The organism is Aeromonas allosaccharophila (genome assembly GCF_000819685.1).
Taxonomy (GTDB): Bacteria; Pseudomonadota; Gammaproteobacteria; order Enterobacterales; family Aeromonadaceae; genus Aeromonas; species Aeromonas allosaccharophila.
Genome location: NZ_CDBR01000013.1, coordinates 46689 through 64505, shown reverse-complemented (window position 1 = coordinate 64505; position 17817 = coordinate 46689). Strand labels below are relative to the sequence as shown.

The following is a 17817-nucleotide window of genomic DNA, read 5'->3' as shown; positions in this document are numbered from 1 at the left end:
CCGCTCAAGGAGCAATCCCTTATGTTATGGCGGCATAGTAAACGGCCATTGCCGCCAAGATTCAAGTCAACTTGTGCGTTACCTCATACTTTATGACCATCTCACCCCGTTTCAGCGCCGATTACCTCGAGATTCCCTTGAGATAACCTGCCCATCCCCGGGGAATTTTGTGATAATCCCGCCTTCAATCATAAAAGAGGTCATGACGATGGGATTTGATACCAGCGGACTACTCCCCTTAAGCGATGCCCTGCAAGGGATGCTGGAACAACTCGCCTGCTGCTGCGACTGCGAGCAGCTGCCCCTGCCAGAGGCCCTTGGCCGGGTTCTTGCCAGCGATATCGCCTCCCCCCTCGCCGTGCCCCCCTTCGACAACTCCGCCATGGATGGTTACGCCGTGCGCCTTGCGGATCTCGCCAGCGGCACCCCGCTCATCATGGCAGGCAAGGCATTTGCCGGTCAGCCCTATCAGGGCGAGTGGCCCGCTGGCCACTGCGTGCGGATCATGACCGGCGCCCCGATCCCCGCAGGCACAGATGCGGTGGTGATGCAGGAAGAAACGCATGCCGATGGCGATCGGATCACTTTTCTGGCACAACCCGAACCGGGCCAGAACATCCGCCGCGCCGGCAGCGATATCGGCAAGGGCGCCTGCGTGCTGCCAGCCGGTACTCGCCTCACCCCACGCGAAATGCCGCTGTTGGCCTCCCTTGGCGTGGCCACCGTCGCGGTGCGCCGCCCACTGAAGGTGGCCATCTTCAGCACTGGCGACGAGCTCAAACCGGTCGGCACCCCGCTTGCTCACGGCGATATCTATGACTCCAACCGCTACGGCGTGCGGGCCATGCTGGCACGCATGGGCTGCGACTGCCTCGACCTTGGCATCATCCCGGACGATCCGGCCCAACTGCGCGCTGCCTTTATTCGCGCCGATGAAGAAGCCGATGTGCTCATCACCACCGGCGGCGTCTCGGTAGGGGAAGCGGACTTCACCAAACAGCTGCTGGACGAGCTCGGCGAGATTGGCTTCTGGAAGCTGGCCATCAAGCCGGGCAAGCCATTTGCCTTCGGCCGCCTGCCCCGCGCCTGGTTCTTCGGCCTGCCGGGCAACCCCGTCTCCGCCATGGTCACCTTCGATCAACTGGTGCAACCGGCGCTGGCCAAGCTCGCAGGCCAGCACTTCGAGCGCCCGCTCCAGCTGCAAGCCATTGCGGCTGAGCCACTCAAAAAGAGCCCCGGCCGACTCGACTTCCAGCGCGGCATTCTGAGTCAGGGACCGAACGGCCTCGAGGTACGCAGCACCGGCTCGCAGGACTCCGCCGTGTTCAGCTCCCTGTCGCGGGCCAACTGCTACATCGTTCTTGAGCGTGAGCGGGGCCGCGTCGCCGCGGGCGAGACGGTGACCGTCGAGCCATTCGGGGGATTGCTGCTGTGAGCGAGATCCTGAGCGACGCCGAGCTACTGCGCTACAACCGCCAGATCATCCTCAAATCCTTCGATTTCGAGGGGCAGGAGGCGCTCAAGCAGGCCAGGGTGCTGGTGATCGGCGCCGGTGGCCTTGGCTGCGCCGCCAGCCAGTATCTGGCGGTGGCCGGAGTCGGCCAGCTCACCCTAGTCGATTTCGACAAGGTGGAGCTCTCCAACCTGCAGCGTCAGGTGCTACACAACGATGAGCGAATTGGCCACGACAAGGTGGACTCAGCAGCGCAGTCGCTGCACGCGCTCAATCCCTGGCTCAACGTCGAGATCCACGCCGCCGTGGCCGATGAGGCGCTGCTCGATACCCTTTTACCGGAACATCAGCTGGTACTCGATTGCACCGACAATCTGGCCATTCGCAACCTGCTGAATCAAAAGGCACGCCAGCACAGGGTGCCGCTGGTCAGTGGCGCCGCCATCCGGCTGGAGGGGCAGCTCTGCAGCTTCACCTGGCAGGAAGATGAGCCCTGCTACGCCTGCCTCAGCGCCCTGTTTGGCGAGCAGGCCCTCACCTGCGTCGAGGCGGGGGTACTCGCCCCCGTGGTGGGTCTGGTGGGCAGCCTGCAGGCACTGGAAGCCATCAAGCTCCTGGCAGGTATGGGCAAAAGCTACAGTGGCCGCCTGCTGATGATCGACGGCCTAAGCGGCACCTTCCGCGAGATGAAGCTGCCCAAGCGCCCCGGCTGCCCGGTCTGCTCCCATCCTTAAACCCGCGCGATACCCACAAAAAAGCCGAACCCTGTGGTTCGGCTTTTTTGTATCCCGGACCCACGTTCAGTGGGTGGAGAGGATCCGCTGCAGCAGGTGGTTGAACCCCGAGGGATCTTCCGCTGGCCAGGCGTGGTGACCATTGGGGGTGTGGATGGTGGCGTTGGGCAGGGCGGCAAACTGCTCCACCCGTTTGGCCAGCGGCAGGTAGTCGTGACTGGTGGAGATGATGGCCACCGGCTGCCAGATGGAGCCGAGCCGGGCGCGTACCGACCAGCCGGGGAGCGCCTCCAGCAGTGCCTTGTAGATTTTCTTTTTATTGCGTATGAAACGCAGCCGGAAGGTGTGGCGCACCTGCGCCAGATCCGGGCCTGGGAAGAGCTCGCGTCCCAGCCACCAGGCGAGGGGGCGCATGCCAAACCAGCGCAGCCACTTGAGACGCTGGGCGTAACGCTCCTGCTCTTTGGGGCTCTCCAGCAGAAACTCGCTAACACCGTTGACCAGCACCAGCCCCTGCACCTTGTGGGGCAGTTGCAGCGCCAGCTCCAGCGCTACCATGGCCCCCAGCGACAACCCTACGACCCAGGCAGGCTCGGGCTGTGCATCGAGCCAGCTCACCACATCGGCCGCCAGGGTCGCTACATCGAACGGCCCCTCCTGCATACTCTGGCCGTGGCCGCGCAGATCCAGCGCCACCACCCGGTAGTGTTCGGAAAACCGTTCGATCTGCGCCTGCCAGTCGAGGCTGGAGGAGCCCAGCCCGTGCAGCAGCAACAGCAAGGGGCCCTCCCCCGCACTGCGCAGGGCAAGACCATTGAATTTCATCACCTGATTGCGGCGCATCAGTGTATTGCCTCTCGACTCATCACCTGAACCATCTCTTGTTGCTATGTTGCCCGTGGCCATCCTGCCACGTTATCAGCACGGCGCCCAATCAGCCTTCGCTGACCAGACTAACCGCCTTGATATAAGCGTAGATCTGCTGCTGCGGCGCCAGCGCCAGCCGCCTGGCTGAGCGGCTGGTGATCCGGGCCAGCAGTATCTGCTCACCCAGAGCCAACTGCAACAGGGTCTGGCCGGGGCGCACCTCGCGCACCGCCAGCAGACGGGTGACGAGACAGTTGGAGAGACTGGAGTGCTCGATGGGGGCGGTGGCGATCACCACATCGCGCCCCGCCACCTTGATCTGCAAGGGGCCACTCTCGTCCGGCACATGGGTCATGGTGACCCGCAGTCGCTGCTCGCCGAGCTGCAGGGTCGCCATCTGTTCGTCGTCATCGTAGTGAGCCAAGGTCGCATCCAGCATCACCCCGGCATCGTCACGGCTGGCGAGCGAGAGATCGGTACGGGCGAAGATCTCGCTCGGCTGGCCTTGCGCCTCTACCCTGCCACTTTCCAGCAACACCAGCTGATCGCAGAGCAGGCTCACCTCCTCCATGGCGTGGCTGACGAAGATCATGGGAATGCCGCTCTCCTGCTGCAAGCCTTTGAGCACATGGGCCTGATGGATGCGGCTGCGCCGATCCAGCGCCGAAAAAGGCTCATCGAGCAGCAGCAGATCAGGCTCGGCCAGCAGCGCCCGCCCCAGCGCCACTCGCTGGCGTTGACCGCCAGATAGGGCATGGGCAGGCTGCCCCAGCAGATCGGCAAAGCCAAGCCGCGCCGCCAGCGCCTCGGGTTGCCAGCGCCCTCGCCCCTTGCGGGCCGCCAGTTGCAGATTGCCGAGCACCGTCAGATGGGGAAAGAGGCGCGCGTCCTGAAACACCAGCCCGATCCGGCGCGCTTCGGGCAGCAGAGCGATGCACTCCCTATCGCGCCACAGCAAGCGATCCCCGCTTTGGCGATCGAGCCCGGCGATGATGCGCAGCAGAGTGCTCTTGCCGCAGCCGGAGGGACCAAACAGGCCGAGGATCCCCCCCAGCTCGAGGGTCAGTGCGCAATCGAGGGTAAAGGGGCCAAACTCGCGCCGAGCATTGATGCTCAGGGCGTTGTCTTGCGGAATAGTGGCTGCTTGGTTCATCCAAACACTCTCCGCTGTCTGCGCTGCAGCACACCATAGACCAGCACCAGCATCACCAGCGAGAAGGCCATCAGGCCGCCCGCCAGAATATGTGCGTTCTGGTAATCCATCGCCTCCACATGATCAAACAAGGCGATGGAGAGCACCTGGGTTTCGCCGGGGATATTGCCGCCAATCATCAGCACCACGCCAAACTCTCCCAATGTATGGGCAAAGCCGAGGGCCGCCGCCATCACGAAGCTGGGCAGGGTCATCGGCAAGATGATGTGGAAGAAGCGCTCCAGCGGGCCGAGCCCCAGGGTAGCAGCTGCCTCCAGCTCCTTGTTGCCCATATTGACGAAAGCGGAGGTGAGCGGCTGCACCACGAACGGCAGCGAATAGAGGATGGAGGCAAACAGCAGGCCGAGAAAGCTGAAGGCAAGGGGGGCGCCAAAGGTGTCGCGCCACCAGGCACCGAAACCATATTCGGGCGAGAAGGCGAGTAGCAGGTAAAACCCCAGCACAGTGGGGGGCAGCACCAGCGGCAGCGCCACCAGCGCCTCCACCAGCGGCCGCAGTCGGTTCTGACTGCGCGACAGCCACCAGGCCAGCGGCGGCGCCAGCAACAGCAAAATCGCGGTGGTACAGGCCGCGAGCTTCAGGGTGAGCCAGACCGCCAGCAGATCCCCTTCACTCATTGCCGACCTCCCGGTTGATAAATGCCCCCAACGGCATGGTATCCATCCTCATTGCAAAGAGTGGCCGACCCGAAGGCCGACCACTCAGGGTATCGCATCCGGCCCATCCCCTTATTGGGGCAGGGCATAACCCGCAGCCTTGATCTGTGCCTGACCCGGCCCCTTGAGCCAGGCGACCAGCGCCTCGACCGCAGCACCTTTCTTCAATACCAGCCCCTGCTGCTCGATGGGGGGATAGAAGTCAGCCGGTACCGCCCAGGCTTCGCCGGTCTTGCCCGCTTCCACCAGATTGGCCCAGGCGACGAAGCCCAGTTCGGCATTGCCGGTGTCGACAAATTGCCAGGTCTGGCCGATGTTGGCGCCAGTCAGCAACCGGTACTGCTTGGGATCGATCTTGAGATGGGTGAGGGTCGCCATGGCGGCAGCACCATAGGGTGCAGTGCGGGCATTGGCGATGGCGAGGTTGCCTTTCCAGCTGCGCAGAGTCGCCTCGTCAGGGGTTGGGCCCCCTTTCTTCCACAGCCCCAGCTGGCCGATGGCGTAGGTGAAGCGATCGCTCCCCTTGCCCTCTTTTTCCAGCTTCTCGGGGGTCGCCACATCGGCGGAGAGGAAGAGATCAAACGGTGCGCCGTGACTGATCTGGGTGTAGAGCACTCCGGTGGCGGCAGACGAGATGGCCAGGGTATGGCCGGTCTTGGCGGTAAACTCCTTGCCGATACGCTCGATAGTGCCCTTGAAGTTGGCGGCCACGGCCACCTTCACTTCATCGGCCTGCACGGCACCGGTATGCAAGGTGGCGGCGCAAATGCCGGCGATCACAACAGATAACAGCGGTTTCATTCCCTTTCTCCTGATGGGGCCCGCACATCCGCGCCCCGAAACGGGGCCGTGGTTCCCGTTGAACCTGCGCCCCTCGTGATGAACAGGTCAGGCTTGCCAGCGGGCGGCGGCGGCGTTGTCGCTCTCCTTGGCCTCGACCCAGCGTTGCACACCCTCGGCGGTCAGCTCTTTTTTCCAGAACGGCGCCCGGGTTTTCAAGAAATCCATGATGAAGTGACAGGCATCAAAGGCCGCGTCGCGGTGGGCACTGCTCACCGCCACCAGCACGATCTGATCGCCAAGCCACAGCTCGCCGATGCGGTGGATCAGGGTGCACTCCTGCAGCGGCCAGCGGCGACGGGCCTCTTGCACAATATCGGCCAGCGCCTTCTCGGTCATGCCGGGGTAGTGTTCGAGGGCCAACCCCTTCACCTCCTCCCCCTGATTGAAGTCGCGCACCTTGCCAACGAAAGTGACAATGGCGCCACTGTCAGCGCGGGTGGCGAGGCGGGCATATTCGTCCGCCAGCGAGAAATCGGCCCGCTGCACCAGAATGCGATCTGTGATGGTTGCGTCGCTCATCGTCAGCCTCCGGTCACCGGCGGGAAAAAGGCCACTTCATCGCCATCATTGAGGGGCGTGTCGAGGGGTACCAGGGTCTGGTTGACCGCCACCAGCAGTTTGCCAGCCTCCAGCGCCAGCGCCCACTTGTCGCCGCGCTCACAGAGCGCCGCACGCAGTTGTTCGGCGGTGGCATAGTCACACGGCAGGCTCAGCTCGTCGCAAGCCACCAGCTCTCTTACTTGCGCAAAAAACAGTACCTTGATCATGCTTGCTCCCCGCTATTTGACCCCAACTGAAAATGGCCGGACTTGCCGCCCCTCTTCTCGACCAGTCGCACCTGCTCGATCACCATGTCCTTTTGCACCGCCTTGCACATGTCGTAGATGGTCAGCGCTGCTACCGATGCCGCCGTCAGCGCCTCCATCTCCACCCCTGTCTTGCCGGAGAGTTTGCAGAGAGTGCGGATATGAACCTTGTGCTGCTCGGCCAGCGGCACTATCTCCACCTCGACTTTGGTCAAGGCCAGCGGATGGCAGAGGGGGATAAGATCGGAGGTCTTCTTGGCTGCCATGATGCCGGCGATGCGGGCGGTGGCAAACACGTCACCCTTGTGGTGCTGGCCGCTCAGGATCAGCGCCAGCGTCTCGGGGGCCATGGTGACAAACGCCTCGGCACGGGCTTCGCGCTCGGTCACCTGCTTGTCGGTCACATCCACCATATGGGCTTCGCCGCTTTGGTTCAGATGCGTCAGGTTAGGCTGGGTCTGCTTGGGATCGGTCTGGTTCATCGTTTGCTCTCAGAGGTGGGAGACAAAGTTGCACGGCTTGGTGCGGGCATCGAGCTGATCGCGGATCAGCTGCTCCCAGCCCAGCTGGCAGGCACCGGTGGAGCCGGGCAGGCAGCAGATCAGGGTGCGATTGGCGAGTCCCGCCAGCGCGCGGCTCTGCATGGCGGAGCCTTTAATTTCGGCAAAAGAGAGCTGACGGAACATCTCGCCAAAACCCTGTACGGTGCGCTCGAACAGCACACCGACCGCTTCCGGCACCCGGTTTTGTTCGTTGAAGCCGGTGCCGCCATTGATCAGCACCACCTGCACTCCTTCATCGGCGATCCACTCGCTCACCCGCGCACGGATGCGAAACAGGTTGTCCGGGCAGAGCGCCCGATCGGCCAGTTGATGGCCCGCGTCGGTGAGGGCCGAGACCAGATAGTCACCCGAGCTGTCATCGGCAGTGGTGCGGCTGTCGGAGACCGTCAGCACGGCGATCTTGAGGGGAATAAATGCGTTGTGTTTCTGTCCCATCGGGCAGCTCCTTGTGGCTATGGGCCGTCAACGAGGCAGGAAGAGAAGGGGTATGAGAGGCCAGCTGTCAGGGCGCAAAAACTGACGCAGACAGGAATGACCAACTTGCTCAAGCGTGTGACGGCGGGCTGATTCTATCAAAGGTTTCACGAGATATGGGATTTAAAAGACACACAAATCTGATGCTTGTCCCAGATATGAACAAAACGCAGGCCGGGGAAACCCGGCCTGTCGTCGCAGGATCAGAACCCTTTCACCCCGGTCATGTCGGGCAGCTGGTGAGCAATCCCCTTGTGACAGTCGATGCAGGTGCCCTGCCCCTCCTTGCCGAGGTTGGCCGAGTGCATCTTGGCGGCACGCTGCCCCTGCAGGGAGAAGTCCATGTACTCGAAGTTGTGGCAGTTGCGGCACTCGCGCGAATCGGTCTCTTTCATCCGCTGCCACTCCCGCTCCGCCATCTCGCGCCGGTGCGATTCGAACTTCTCGCGGGTGTCCACCTTGCCGGTGATCATGCCCCACAGCTCCTTGGAAGCCTGCACCTTGCGGATGATCTTGTAGGTCCATTCATGCGGCACGTGGCAATCCGGGCAGCTGGCCCGCACGCCGGAGCGGTTGGCGTAGTGAATGGTGTCGCGGTACTCCTCGAATACGTTGTCCTTCATCTCGTGGCAGCTGGTACAGAAGGCCTCGGTGTTGGACGCTTCCATGGCGGTGTTGAAGCCACCCCAGAAAATCACGCCACCGAAGAAGCCCATCAGCAGCAGCACCCAGAGGGCCGCCTTCGACGGAGACTTGAAGGTGGTCCACAGACGCTGGATAAAGCCGGGTAATTTCATCGATAGGCTCCTCAGTTCAGCGCTTCAACCGGTTTAAAGGTATTTTCCACCAGCGGCTTGGCATCCGCTTGCGGCACATGGCACTGCAGACAGAAGTAGCGACGCGGCGACACTTCACCCAGGGTCATGCCGTCGCGGGTCTCGAAGTGAGTCGGGCTGATCTTGGGTGCCTTCATGGCGCTGGCATTCTTGAAGCTGTGGCAGGCCAGGCACTTGTTGACCTTGGTATCCACCTCGTAGTTGCGAATGTCGTGGGGGATCAGCGGCGGCTGATGCATGTACTGGCGATCGTAGGGCGCGCCATCCTTGCGGTAGTTTTTCAGCGGCGCAGCGGTGTCTTCGGTCACCAGATCGGTGGCGCCACGCTCGGACTTGAGGCCACCGGTACTGTTGGTGATCTCGGGGACCGCGGCCATCAAGGATCCCGCCATCAGGCAGGCCAGCATTGCTCCAATCAGCTTTTTCATTATTTGTTCTCCGACGTTTTTTCTGCCTTGACGGCAAAACCTACAGTGATTTCAAAAACTTGTTCCGCGCAGACATCGATGCAGCGGCCACAGTTGGTACACTCCTGAGCCGCAATCAAGGGCCCGTGACCGCGCTTGGCACCGTGAACAGGCCCGCGCAGGATGGGACGCTCCGGGCAGACCGCATAACAATCCATGCAGTTGTTGCACCGCTCGCGCCCCTTGGCAGAAATCTTGATAAACCCGACCCGGTTGACCAGGGCATAGAAGGCCCCCACCGGACAGAGATGACCGCACCAGCCCCGCTCAACCACGAAGAGATCGAACAGGAACAGCGCCACCAGCAGGGCCCAGCCCGCCCCCATGCCAAACAGCAGACCGCGCATGGCGAGCGACACCGGATTGACCAGCTCCCACGCCATCCCCCCGACCACCGCTGGCACCACCAGCACCATGGCCAGCAGCCAGTAGCGGGTCGCACGGCTGAACTGGCCATTGCCCTTGAGGCCAAGTCGCCCCCTGAGCCAGGCCGCCGCATCCGTGATGAGGTTGACCGGACAGACCCAGGAGCAGAAGACCCGCCCTCCGACCAGCCAGTAACCGACCAGCACCACTGCCGCCCCCAGCCAGAGGGTGGTGATGGGCCAGTGGCCCGCCGCCAGCGACTGCAACAGCGTGAGGGGATCGGTCAGCGGCACTGTATCCAGCAACAGCGAACTGGAGAGGTTGCCCTTGAGGATCCAGATGCCCGCCAGCGGCCCCAGCAGAAACAGCGCGAGTACGCTGAATTGGCTGAGGCGACGCAGCAGCAGGAAGCGGTGGGAACGCCACCACCCCAGCTTGATGCGAGCCTCTTCCCCCGGATAACGACTCATAACCCCTCCGGTTTGCGGGTGGGCAGGGTGAGCCTGTCGCCGATGAGCGACTTGTTCCCCGCCTTGGCCTTCTCTTCCCAACCAAGCCGGTAGTGATAACCCAGCTCACCTTTGGCGAGCTGGCGTGGCACCACCTTGATGGCCGCTTCTTCCAACACGCAGGCATGCTCGCACTTGCCGCAACCGGTACAGACATCGCTGTGCACCGTGGGCAGGAACATGGCGTGCTTGCCGGTGCGCTGGTTATGTTGCAACTCCAGGGTGATCGCCTTGTCAATCAGCGGGCAGACCCGATAACAGACATCGCAGCGCAAACCCAGATAGTTGAGGCAGGTCTCGTGATCGATGAGCACTGCCACTCCCATCCGTGCCTGATCGATGTCGGTCATCTGCTGATCCAGCGCCCCGCTCGGGCAGGCCACCACGCAAGGGATGTCATCACACATCTCGCACGGCACGGCACGCGCCTTGAAATAGGGGGTGCCGGTAGTCACAGGGTCAAACAGCCGGGCGAGCTTGAGGGTGTCGTAGGGGCATGCCTCGACGCAGAGCCCGCAGCGCACGCAGGCGCTGAGGAACTCCGCTTCGTCGAGAGCGGCGGGCGGGCGCAGTGCCTGGGCAGGCACAGCGTGTGCCTGCTGGCGGGCCACGCCACCGAGCCCCACGCCAAGCAGGCCCACACCGCAAGCCCCCTTGGCCATGTCGGCCAGAAACTGGCGACGACTACGACTCATCTCGTGCTCCCCCGCCTTAAGCCTTCATCACCTTGACGGCGCACTTCTTGTAATCGGTCTCTTTCGAGAGCGGATCGGTGGCGTCCAGGGTCAGCTTGTTGACCAACTGGCTCGCATCGAAGAAGGGCATAAAGACCAGACCTTTGGGCGGTTTATTGCGACCACGGGTCTCGACACGGGTCTTCACCTCACCACGGCGGGAGGAGACGATCACCTCTTCACCACGACGCACGCCGCGGGCCTTGGCATCGTCCGGGTGCATAAACAGCACCGCATCCGGGAAGGCGCGATAGAGCTCGGGCACCCGACGGGTCATGGTACCGGTGTGCCAGTGTTCCAGCACGCGACCGGTGGAGAGCCACAGATCGTACTCCTGGTCCGGCGATTCGGCGGCGGGCTCGAACGGCAGCGCGAAGATGACCGCCTTGCCATCGGGCTTGCCATAAAAACGCACCCCCTCGCCCGCTTTCACGTAAGGGTCGAACCCTTCGCGATAGCGCCACAGGGTCTCTTTGCCATCCACCACAGGCCAGCGCAGACCGCGCGCTTCGTGGTACTGATCGAACGGCGCCAGATCGTGACCGTGACCGCGACCGAAGGTGGCGTACTCCTCGAACAGCCCCTTCTGGACGTAGAACCCGAAGTGTTCGGCTTCGTCGTTCAGCAGCCCCTTGCTCTGCTCTTTCGGGAACTGGTTGACCTGACCGTTGGCATAGAGCACGTCGAACAGGGTTTTGCCCTTCACTTCCGGCATCTTGGCAATCAGCTCAGCCGGCCACACTTCTTCAACCTTGAAGCGCTTGGAGAACTCCATCAGCTGCCACAGGTCGGACTTGGCCCCTTCCGGCGCTTTCACCTGCTGGTGCCAGAACTGGGTGCGGCGCTCGGCGTTGCCGTAGGCCCCCTCTTTCTCCACCCACATGGCGGTCGGCAGGATGAGGTCAGCGGCCTGGGCAGTGACGGTCGGGTACGGGTCGGAGACCACGATGAAGTTGCGCGGATCGCGATAGCCAGGCAGGCGATCGGTATTCATGTTGGGACCAGCCTGCATGTTGTTGTTACACATCACCCAGTAGGCGTTGAGCTTGCCATCCTTGAGCATGCGGTCTTGCAGCACGGCGTGGAAACCCACCTTGTCGGGAATGGTCCCTTCCGGCAGTTTCCAGATCTTCTCGGCAATGGCGCGGTGCTTGGGCTCGGTCACCACCATGTCGGCAGGCAGACGGTGGGCAAAGGTACCCACTTCACGCGCGGTGCCACAGGCAGAGGGCTGGCCGGTCAGTGAGAAAGGACCATTACCCGGCTCGGAGATCTTGCCGGTCAGCAAGTGGATGTTGTAGCAGAGGTTGTTGGCCCAGACACCGCGAGTATGCTGGTTGAAGCCCATGGTCCAGTAAGAGACCACCTTCTTGCCCGGATCGGCATAGAGCTTGGCCAGCTTTTCCAGCTTCTCTTTGGAGACACCGGAGAGCTTGGAGACCGACTCCACATCGTAATCCGCCACGAACTTGGCAAACTCCTCGAAGGTCATCGGAGTGGCATCGCCGCTGTCCGGGTTCTTCGCTTTCTGCTGCAGCGGATCGGTCGGGCGCAGGCCGTAACCGATGTCGGTGACCCCCTTCTTGAACACGGTGTGCTTGTTGACGAAGTCCCAGTTCACCTTGTCATTCTGGATGATGTAGTTGGCGACATAGTTGAGGATCGCCAGATCGGTCTGTGGGGTGAACACCATACCGTTGTCCGCCAGCTCGAAGCTGCGGTGCTCGAAGGTGGAGAGCACGTGCACCTGCACATCCGGGTTGGAGAGACGGCGATCGGACATCCGCGACCAGAGGATGGGGTGCATCTCGGCCATGTTGGAGCCCCACAGCACGAATGCATCGGCCTGCTCGATATCGTCGTAGCAGCCCATCGGCTCGTCCATGCCGAAGGTACGCATGAAGCCGACGACCGCAGAGGCCATGCAGTGGCGGGCATTGGGGTCGATGTTGTTGGTGCGGAAGCCGGCCTTCATCAGCTTGGCGGCGGCATAGCCTTCCCAGACGGTCCACTGGCCGGAGCCGAACATGCCAACCGCAGTTGGTCCCTTCTCTTTCAGGGTCGCCTTGAACTTCTCGGCCATGATGTCGAATGCCTGATCCCAGCTGATGGGGGCGAAGTCGCCATCCTTGTCGAACTGGCCATTCTTCATCCGCAGCATCGGCTGGGTCAGGCGATCCTGGCCATACATGATTTTGGAGAGGAAGTAGCCCTTGATGCAGTTGAGGCCACGGTTGACCGGCGCATCGGGGTCGCCCTGAGTCGCCACGACCCGACCATCCTGAGACCCCACCAGCACGGAGCAGCCGGTACCGCAGAAGCGGCAGGGAGCCTTATCCCAATGGATGGCCGTCTTGTCGGTACTGGTGATGAGATTGGCTGCCAGCGTGGGGGCACTGACACCGGCCACGGCTGCGGCAGCTGCCACCGCGTTGGCCTTCATAAAGTCGCGTCGACTCAGCTTCATGGCATATCCTCACATTGCTTATCGCGTAATAGTTGTCGAATCTGTCGAACGGGAGCCAGCCATCAGCGGTAGAGGGCACGCCCGGCATCCCATCACTCTTTTTCAGTGACCGCCCAGTTCATCGAACTGGTGGTAAATCAGGGCGGCAGAGAGCACGCCCGGCATCGCCTGAATTGCATCAATGGCCGCCATGATCGGCCGCTGGCTCGGACCTTCAAGGGTCACGACCAGCTTGCCCTCGTCACTGACGGCGTGGATCTCGGCCCCGTCAAGGGCACCAATCTGCTCGGCGAGCTGATGGCGCAAGGGGGGCTGGGTCAGCACCACCAGACTCGATACATGGAACTCCTGATCCATTGTGGCTTTTGTGTCACACGGCTTCTGACTCATTCTGACTCCTGCTTGAGGGTGGGCTGGCTCGCACCACCGGATGGGGCGGCTCGCCCGTCGACCTTGATGCTGCCAACCGGACAATCCTGCACGCAGGCGCCGCAGCCGTTACAGCGATCCGGCTCCACCGTCGGGGTGGGCACGCGCCCCAGCACCGGAATAAAACGAATGGCATTGGGCTCGCAGCTGTCCTGACAGCGCTGGCAGAACACCTGACCATTGGCCAGACAGTTGGCCTCGATATGGGCCTTGTAGTGCCAGGGGGACTCGCTGGTCGGGCGAAACAGCGGCGCCTTGCAGACCGTGACGCACTCGGTGCAGAAGGTGCACTCGCCACGCTGGAAATCGACCACCGGAAAACCGCCCTCGCCATTCACCAGGATCTGCTCCGGACAGGCAGCCAGACAGTCCCCGCAGCGAGTACAGTCGGCGACAAATGCCGACCAGTTGACTGACCAGGGCAACTGCACCGGCGGTTCGGCAGTTCTCAGCCGCCCCCGGAACAGGCCGCGGCGGGCAAGATCGATCTCATCCGGCATGTTGACTCCTGTTCTGGTGAAGAAGGGGACAGTGCGAGTCCATGATTGGCATTCTTGATACCAATTATAAGAGTGGGTGTATATTGCGGCCCTGACAAGGTCAGGGATATACCACCAGGGAGATAAACAGGGGGGATTCTTGCGCCAGATCAAAGCCTTGCAGCGCAATAAAAATGGAGGTATCGGTTAAAATACCTCCATGTGAGGATTGCTATTTAATCGTTGGCGATTTTTTGCGGCTATCCGCCAATCGATGCGAGATGAGGGGTGATGCCGGCATTGCCCTCATGGAGACGATGGGTAGCACTCTTGCCCGCCAGCGCGGCACGAATGCGCTGTTGCAGCTCATCGGACTGCGCATCTGCGCCGAGCAGATCCCGCAGCTCGATGCCGTTGTCGCCAAACAGGCACAGATGCAGCTTCCCCAGCGAGGAGACCCGCAGCCGGTTGCAACCGGCACAGAAATCCTTGCTGTAGGGCATGATGAGACCCACGCCACCCTGCGAATCAGGGTGCATAAAGACCTGCGCCGGGCCGTCATCCTTGCCCCGCAACTGCTGCACCCAGCCGCTCTCCAGCAAACGCTGTTTGATCTGTTCGCCGCTGACATGGTGGTCACGAAACAGGGTATCCATCTCACCGGTCTGCATCAGCTCGATAAAGCGCAGCTCGATGGGCTTGTGCCTGATCCAGCCCAGAAAGGCATCGAGCTGGTAGTCGTTGAGCCCCTTGAGCAGCACCGCATTGATCTTCACCGATTTGAAACCGGCGGCCAGTGCCGCTTCGATCCCCTCCATCACCTCGGCCAGCTTGTTCTCACCGGTGATCTGATGAAACTGACGCGGGTCGAGACTGTCGACACTGACATTCAGCGCATTGAGTCCGGCATCAAACCACTCCCGGGCCCGCTCCTTGAGGCGATAGCCGTTGGTGGTCATGGCGACCTTCTCGATACCCGGGGTGGTGGCAATCACCTTGACGATCTCGGTGAAATCGCGGCGCAGGGAGGGCTCGCCCCCCGTGATGCGCACCTTGCGGGTGCCCATGGCGGCAAAACCGCTGACCACGCGGCGGATCTCGTCAATCGAGAGAAAGGGTTGACGCCCCGCTTTGTGACCTTCGGGGGGGCGATAACCGTCTGGCAGGCAATAGGTGCAACGGAAATTGCACACATCGGTCACTGACAGACGCAAATAGTAAAAACGACGGGAAAAACCATCTTCAAGTGGCAACATAAACACCTTTCCAAATACGGGAGGCCAGGGCATTTCTTTCCTGACCCTTACAGCTCGACGATTGTGTTCAACTGTCGGCTGACGGCTGGTTTCCCCCTATCGCTAGGACGTAGGCAAAACCGCTCGGAGTTCATCTAGTTTTTCGATGCTAACACAAGTTGGAGTACACTCCCACGCATCTTGCGGGGTCCTTATCACTATCCAGAGGTGCGCATCAGTATGGGAAAACGGCTCAGGGTCCATTCGGTCAGCAGTGCGATTGGCCGCGCCATGGTGTTGATCCTCTTCATGGCCAGCCTGATCGCGCTGGTCGCCATGGTCACCCTCTTCTACTCGGTACCCGATGCCAAGGCGATCAACCTCTCCGGTTCGCTGCGGATGCAGGCCTACCGGATGGCCTACGAAATCGAGCGAGGCGACAGCGTGCTGGGACGCCTCTCCCAGTTTGAAGAGACCCTGCACGCCGAAGAGCTGCAGGAGACCCAGCGCTGGATCACGCCCGCCTCCCTGCGTCGCACCTATGGCGAGGTGCTCGGCCAGTGGCAGGTGATGCGCCAACACATCGAGGATCGCACTCCCAGACGGTACACCGATAACACCGAGCAGTTTGTGGCAGCCATCGACAATTTCGTCAATCAGATGCAGTACCACGTGGAATTCAAGGTGCGGATGCTGGCCCTGGCGGAGGGGCTCGGGCTGCTGGCCATCATCACCATCGCCTGGTTCACGGTGCGCTTCACTCGCCAGCAGGTGGTCGCCCCCCTCAACCAGCTGGTCTACTGCGCCCGCCAGATCCAGCGGCAAGACTTCGACCTCCAGTTGCCCGCCCACGGCGAAAATGAACTGGGGGAGCTGTCGCGCGCCTTCGTCACCATGGCGGACGAGTTGGGCAAGCTCTATCGGGAGCTGGAGAATAAGGTGGAGGAGAAAACCGCCAAACTGCAGCAGGCCAACGACACCCTCTCGTTTCTCTACTCGACCGCCCAGAAGCTGCACGCCGCCCCACTCAGCACCCGCACGCTGATCAAGCTGCTGGATCGGGCGGCCGCCCATCAGCATATCGACCACATCCGGCTGACCCGCTTCGAGCACAATGCCATGCCGGTCTACATCTCCGGGCGCACCGGCTGGCCCGGCGATCTCGATGCAGTCGCCAGCTTCTATCTGCAGATGGATGAGCAGGAGTTCGGCCGCCTCGACATCATCAGCCAGCACCCCATCGACGAGCGGTTGATCAAAAACTTCACCATGCTGCTGGCCCAGGTGCTGCACAAAGACCAGACCCTGCTGCAACAGCAGCGACTGCTGCTGATGGAGGAGCGGGCGGTGATCGCCCGGGAACTGCACGACTCGCTGGCGCAGGCCCTCTCCTACCTCAAGATCCAGTCCACCCTGCTCAAGCGCTCCTACGCCAAGGGGCAACAGGAGAAAGCGCAGGAGGCGATGCAGCAGATCGACGAAGGGCTCAGCAATGCCTATACCCAGCTGCGCGAGCTGCTCGGCACCTTCCGTCTCACCATTGGCGATGCCAATCTGGGGGAAGCGATCCGGGTGATGCTCGATCAGCTGCAACCTCAGACCAAGGCCGAAATCCGGTTCCATTACGGACTGGCCGACAACGACCTGGAGGCGGGCCAGCATATCCACATTCTGCAACTGATCCGTGAGGCGGTGCTCAATGCCATCAAACATGCCAACGCGCAAGTGATTGATGTTAGCTGTGAGACCCTCGCCAGTGGTAACATCGAGGTTCAGATTTCAGATGACGGGGTCGGGATCGGACTCGCCAGCTCGGCGATCAACCATTACGGTTTGAGCATCATGAACGAGCGCGCCAGCAAACTGCATGGTCTGCTGACCATCAACGAGCAGCAACCACAAGGCACCCGCGTGCATCTGACCTTTCCCACCAGCCTAACGAGAGACGCCTGATGGACGAGATGAAATACACTGTTCTGGTCGTAGATGACCATCCCCTCATGCGCAAAGGGATTGTGCAGTTGCTGGCTCTGGAAGAGAACATGGAGGTAACCGGTGAAGCCTCCAACGGCACCGATGCCGTGGCACTGGCCAAAGAGGCCGAGCCGGATCTGATCCTGCTCGACCTCAATATGAAAGGGCTCTCCGGCCTCGATACCCTCAAGGCGCTGCGGGCCGAAGAGATCACCTCCCGGGTGGTGATCCTCACCGTCTCCGATGCCCGTCAGGATGTGGTGGCCCTGCTCAAGGCCGGTGCCGACGGCTACCTGCTCAAAGATACCGAGCCTGACCTGCTGCTGGCCCAGCTGGCCGACGTGATGACCGGCAAGCAGATCCTGAGCGAACCGCTGCGCCCCTATCTCGAAAACATCTACGAGCTGGATCACCTGCAGCAGAAGCTGGAAAGCTTAACGCGTCGCGAAATGCAAATCCTGCGCGAAATTGCAAAAGGCCTCTCCAACAAACAGGTCGCCTCGGTACTCCATATCTCCGAGGGAACGGTCAAGGTTCACGTGAAGAGCCTGCTGAAGAAACTCGAGGCGCAAAGCCGCGTGGAAGCGGCTGTCATGTATCTGGAGCAGCGCACCTAAGCGCCCTCAACCGCCCGAAAAGCCACCCTCCGGTGGCTTTTTTCATTCTCTGGCACAGTCGCTGCATTGTCATATTCAGCAACTACTCAATGGAG

Annotated in this window: 20 protein-coding genes and 1 riboswitch; of the genes, 4 read left to right on the top strand and 16 right to left on the bottom strand. The window is 61.7% G+C overall.

All coding sequences use genetic code 11. From position 1 onward, the window contains the following. The first annotated feature begins 208 nt into the window (after positions 1–208). The gene (moeA, locus tag BN1115_RS02630; protein ID WP_042655947.1) at positions 209–1435 is read left to right on the top strand and encodes a molybdopterin molybdotransferase MoeA; all 1227 of its coding nucleotides are present in this window, start codon (positions 209–211) and stop codon (positions 1433–1435) included. Next, positions 1432–2187, top strand: coding sequence for a molybdopterin-synthase adenylyltransferase MoeB (gene moeB, locus BN1115_RS02625; RefSeq protein ID WP_042655946.1), 756 nt, complete (start codon positions 1432–1434; stop codon positions 2185–2187). The genes moeA and moeB overlap by 4 nt, the downstream gene beginning before the upstream one ends. A gap of 66 nt (positions 2188–2253) precedes the next feature. Here the strand turns inward: moeB and BN1115_RS02620 are convergent, their stop codons facing one another. From BN1115_RS02620 to moaA, 16 genes are all read right to left on the bottom strand, one after another. Further along, entirely contained in the window at positions 2254–3030 is a 777-nt protein-coding gene (locus tag BN1115_RS02620; protein ID WP_042655945.1) for an alpha/beta fold hydrolase, read from the bottom strand. Between the two features lie 91 nt (positions 3031–3121). Next, on the bottom strand, positions 3122–4207 hold the full coding sequence (gene modC, locus BN1115_RS02615; RefSeq protein WP_042655944.1) for a molybdenum ABC transporter ATP-binding protein: 1086 nt from the start codon (positions 4205–4207) through the stop codon (positions 3122–3124). Next, complete coding sequence (gene modB / locus BN1115_RS02610; protein ID WP_005361814.1) at positions 4204–4884, bottom strand: molybdate ABC transporter permease subunit; 681 nt, start codon at positions 4882–4884, stop codon at positions 4204–4206. The genes modC and modB overlap by 4 nt, the downstream gene beginning before the upstream one ends. 111 nt (positions 4885–4995) lie before the next feature. Next, positions 4996–5724, bottom strand: coding sequence for a molybdate ABC transporter substrate-binding protein (gene modA, locus BN1115_RS02605; RefSeq protein WP_042655943.1), 729 nt, complete (start codon positions 5722–5724; stop codon positions 4996–4998). 87 nt (positions 5725–5811) lie between these two features. After that, the gene (moaE, locus tag BN1115_RS02600) at positions 5812–6285 is read right to left on the bottom strand and encodes a molybdopterin synthase catalytic subunit MoaE (RefSeq protein WP_042655942.1); all 474 of its coding nucleotides are present in this window, start codon (positions 6283–6285) and stop codon (positions 5812–5814) included. A 2-nt stretch (positions 6286–6287) separates the two neighbouring features. Then, entirely contained in the window at positions 6288–6533 is a 246-nt protein-coding gene (moaD, locus tag BN1115_RS02595; protein ID WP_042655941.1) for a molybdopterin synthase sulfur carrier subunit, read from the bottom strand. Continuing rightward, the gene (gene moaC / locus BN1115_RS02590) at positions 6530–7054 is read right to left on the bottom strand and encodes a cyclic pyranopterin monophosphate synthase MoaC (RefSeq protein WP_042655940.1); all 525 of its coding nucleotides are present in this window, start codon (positions 7052–7054) and stop codon (positions 6530–6532) included. The genes moaD and moaC overlap by 4 nt, the downstream gene beginning before the upstream one ends. Before the next feature lie 9 nt (positions 7055–7063). Continuing rightward, the gene (gene moaB, locus BN1115_RS02585) at positions 7064–7570 is read right to left on the bottom strand and encodes a molybdenum cofactor biosynthesis protein B (RefSeq protein ID WP_042655939.1); all 507 of its coding nucleotides are present in this window, start codon (positions 7568–7570) and stop codon (positions 7064–7066) included. A gap of 242 nt (positions 7571–7812) precedes the next feature. Continuing rightward, positions 7813–8406 (bottom strand): cytochrome c3 family protein, encoded by a 594-nt coding sequence (locus tag BN1115_RS02580; RefSeq protein WP_042058070.1) that lies wholly within the window; start codon positions 8404–8406, stop codon positions 7813–7815. A gap of 11 nt (positions 8407–8417) precedes the next feature. Next, positions 8418–8873: a nitrate reductase cytochrome c-type subunit gene (locus BN1115_RS02575; protein WP_042655938.1), complete on the bottom strand. Its 456-nt coding sequence runs from the start codon at positions 8871–8873 to the stop codon at positions 8418–8420. Continuing rightward, a complete protein-coding gene (napH, locus tag BN1115_RS02570; RefSeq protein WP_042655937.1) occupies positions 8873–9748 on the bottom strand; it encodes a quinol dehydrogenase ferredoxin subunit NapH in 876 nt (291 codons plus the stop codon). The genes BN1115_RS02575 and napH overlap by 1 nt, the downstream gene beginning before the upstream one ends. Further along, positions 9745–10482 (bottom strand): ferredoxin-type protein NapG, encoded by a 738-nt coding sequence (gene napG, locus BN1115_RS02565; RefSeq protein ID WP_042655936.1) that lies wholly within the window; start codon positions 10480–10482, stop codon positions 9745–9747. Before napG ends, napH begins: the two co-directional genes overlap by 4 nt. 16 nt (positions 10483–10498) lie before the next feature. Then, positions 10499–12988 (bottom strand): nitrate reductase catalytic subunit NapA, encoded by a 2490-nt coding sequence (gene napA / locus BN1115_RS02560; protein WP_042655935.1) that lies wholly within the window; start codon positions 12986–12988, stop codon positions 10499–10501. 102 nt (positions 12989–13090) lie between these two features. Beyond that, the gene (locus BN1115_RS02555) at positions 13091–13345 is read right to left on the bottom strand and encodes a chaperone NapD (RefSeq protein ID WP_042655934.1); all 255 of its coding nucleotides are present in this window, start codon (positions 13343–13345) and stop codon (positions 13091–13093) included. Positions 13346–13374: 29 nt separating this feature from the next. Next, the gene (gene napF / locus BN1115_RS02550; protein WP_005353470.1) at positions 13375–13917 is read right to left on the bottom strand and encodes a ferredoxin-type protein NapF; all 543 of its coding nucleotides are present in this window, start codon (positions 13915–13917) and stop codon (positions 13375–13377) included. Between the two features lie 239 nt (positions 13918–14156). Next, positions 14157–15152: a GTP 3',8-cyclase MoaA gene (gene moaA / locus BN1115_RS02545; RefSeq protein WP_042656002.1), complete on the bottom strand. Its 996-nt coding sequence runs from the start codon at positions 15150–15152 to the stop codon at positions 14157–14159. Next, positions 15140–15293: riboswitch (molybdenum cofactor riboswitch) on the bottom strand. It overlaps the preceding gene by 13 nt. A 78-nt stretch (positions 15294–15371) precedes the next feature. On the opposite strand from moaA, the gene narQ reads away from it, so the two are divergent. Beyond that, positions 15372–17084, top strand: a complete 1713-nt coding sequence (narQ, locus tag BN1115_RS02540) for a nitrate/nitrite two-component system sensor histidine kinase NarQ (RefSeq protein ID WP_042655933.1) — start codon at positions 15372–15374, stop codon at positions 17082–17084. Beyond that, entirely contained in the window at positions 17084–17722 is a 639-nt protein-coding gene (narL, locus tag BN1115_RS02535; protein ID WP_042655932.1) for a two-component system response regulator NarL, read from the top strand. Before narQ ends, narL begins: the two co-directional genes overlap by 1 nt. Positions 17723–17817 lie beyond the last annotated feature (95 nt).

What these genes read in the sequence shown, in the direction of transcription:
- moeA (WP_042655947.1), top strand. Translation starts at nt 209, where the DNA reads ATGGGATTTGATACCAGCGGACTACTCCCCTTAAGCGATGCCCTGCAA.
- BN1115_RS02620 (WP_042655945.1), bottom strand. Translation starts at nt 3,030, where the DNA reads ATGCGCCGCAATCAGGTGATGAAATTCAATGGTCTTGCCCTGCGCAGT.
- modC (WP_042655944.1), bottom strand. Translation starts at nt 4,207, where the DNA reads ATGAACCAAGCAGCCACTATTCCGCAAGACAACGCCCTGAGCATCAAT.
- modB (WP_005361814.1), bottom strand. Translation starts at nt 4,884, where the DNA reads ATGAGTGAAGGGGATCTGCTGGCGGTCTGGCTCACCCTGAAGCTCGCG.
- modA (WP_042655943.1), bottom strand. Translation starts at nt 5,724, where the DNA reads ATGAAACCGCTGTTATCTGTTGTGATCGCCGGCATTTGCGCCGCCACC.
- moaE (WP_042655942.1), bottom strand. Translation starts at nt 6,285, where the DNA reads ATGAGCGACGCAACCATCACAGATCGCATTCTGGTGCAGCGGGCCGAT.
- moaD (WP_042655941.1), bottom strand. Translation starts at nt 6,533, where the DNA reads ATGATCAAGGTACTGTTTTTTGCGCAAGTAAGAGAGCTGGTGGCTTGC.
- moaC (WP_042655940.1), bottom strand. Translation starts at nt 7,054, where the DNA reads ATGAACCAGACCGATCCCAAGCAGACCCAGCCTAACCTGACGCATCTG.
- moaB (WP_042655939.1), bottom strand. Translation starts at nt 7,570, where the DNA reads ATGGGACAGAAACACAACGCATTTATTCCCCTCAAGATCGCCGTGCTG.
- BN1115_RS02580 (WP_042058070.1), bottom strand. Translation starts at nt 8,406, where the DNA reads ATGAAATTACCCGGCTTTATCCAGCGTCTGTGGACCACCTTCAAGTCT.
- BN1115_RS02575 (WP_042655938.1), bottom strand. Translation starts at nt 8,873, where the DNA reads ATGAAAAAGCTGATTGGAGCAATGCTGGCCTGCCTGATGGCGGGATCC.
- napH (WP_042655937.1), bottom strand. Translation starts at nt 9,748, where the DNA reads ATGAGTCGTTATCCGGGGGAAGAGGCTCGCATCAAGCTGGGGTGGTGG.
- napG (WP_042655936.1), bottom strand. Translation starts at nt 10,482, where the DNA reads ATGAGTCGTAGTCGTCGCCAGTTTCTGGCCGACATGGCCAAGGGGGCT.
- napA (WP_042655935.1), bottom strand. Translation starts at nt 12,988, where the DNA reads ATGAAGCTGAGTCGACGCGACTTTATGAAGGCCAACGCGGTGGCAGCT.
- BN1115_RS02555 (WP_042655934.1), bottom strand. Translation starts at nt 13,345, where the DNA reads ATGGATCAGGAGTTCCATGTATCGAGTCTGGTGGTGCTGACCCAGCCC.
- napF (WP_005353470.1), bottom strand. Translation starts at nt 13,917, where the DNA reads ATGCCGGATGAGATCGATCTTGCCCGCCGCGGCCTGTTCCGGGGGCGG.
- moaA (WP_042656002.1), bottom strand. Translation starts at nt 15,152, where the DNA reads ATGTTGCCACTTGAAGATGGTTTTTCCCGTCGTTTTTACTATTTGCGT.
- narQ (WP_042655933.1), top strand. Translation starts at nt 15,372, where the DNA reads ATGGGAAAACGGCTCAGGGTCCATTCGGTCAGCAGTGCGATTGGCCGC.
- narL (WP_042655932.1), top strand. Translation starts at nt 17,084, where the DNA reads ATGGACGAGATGAAATACACTGTTCTGGTCGTAGATGACCATCCCCTC.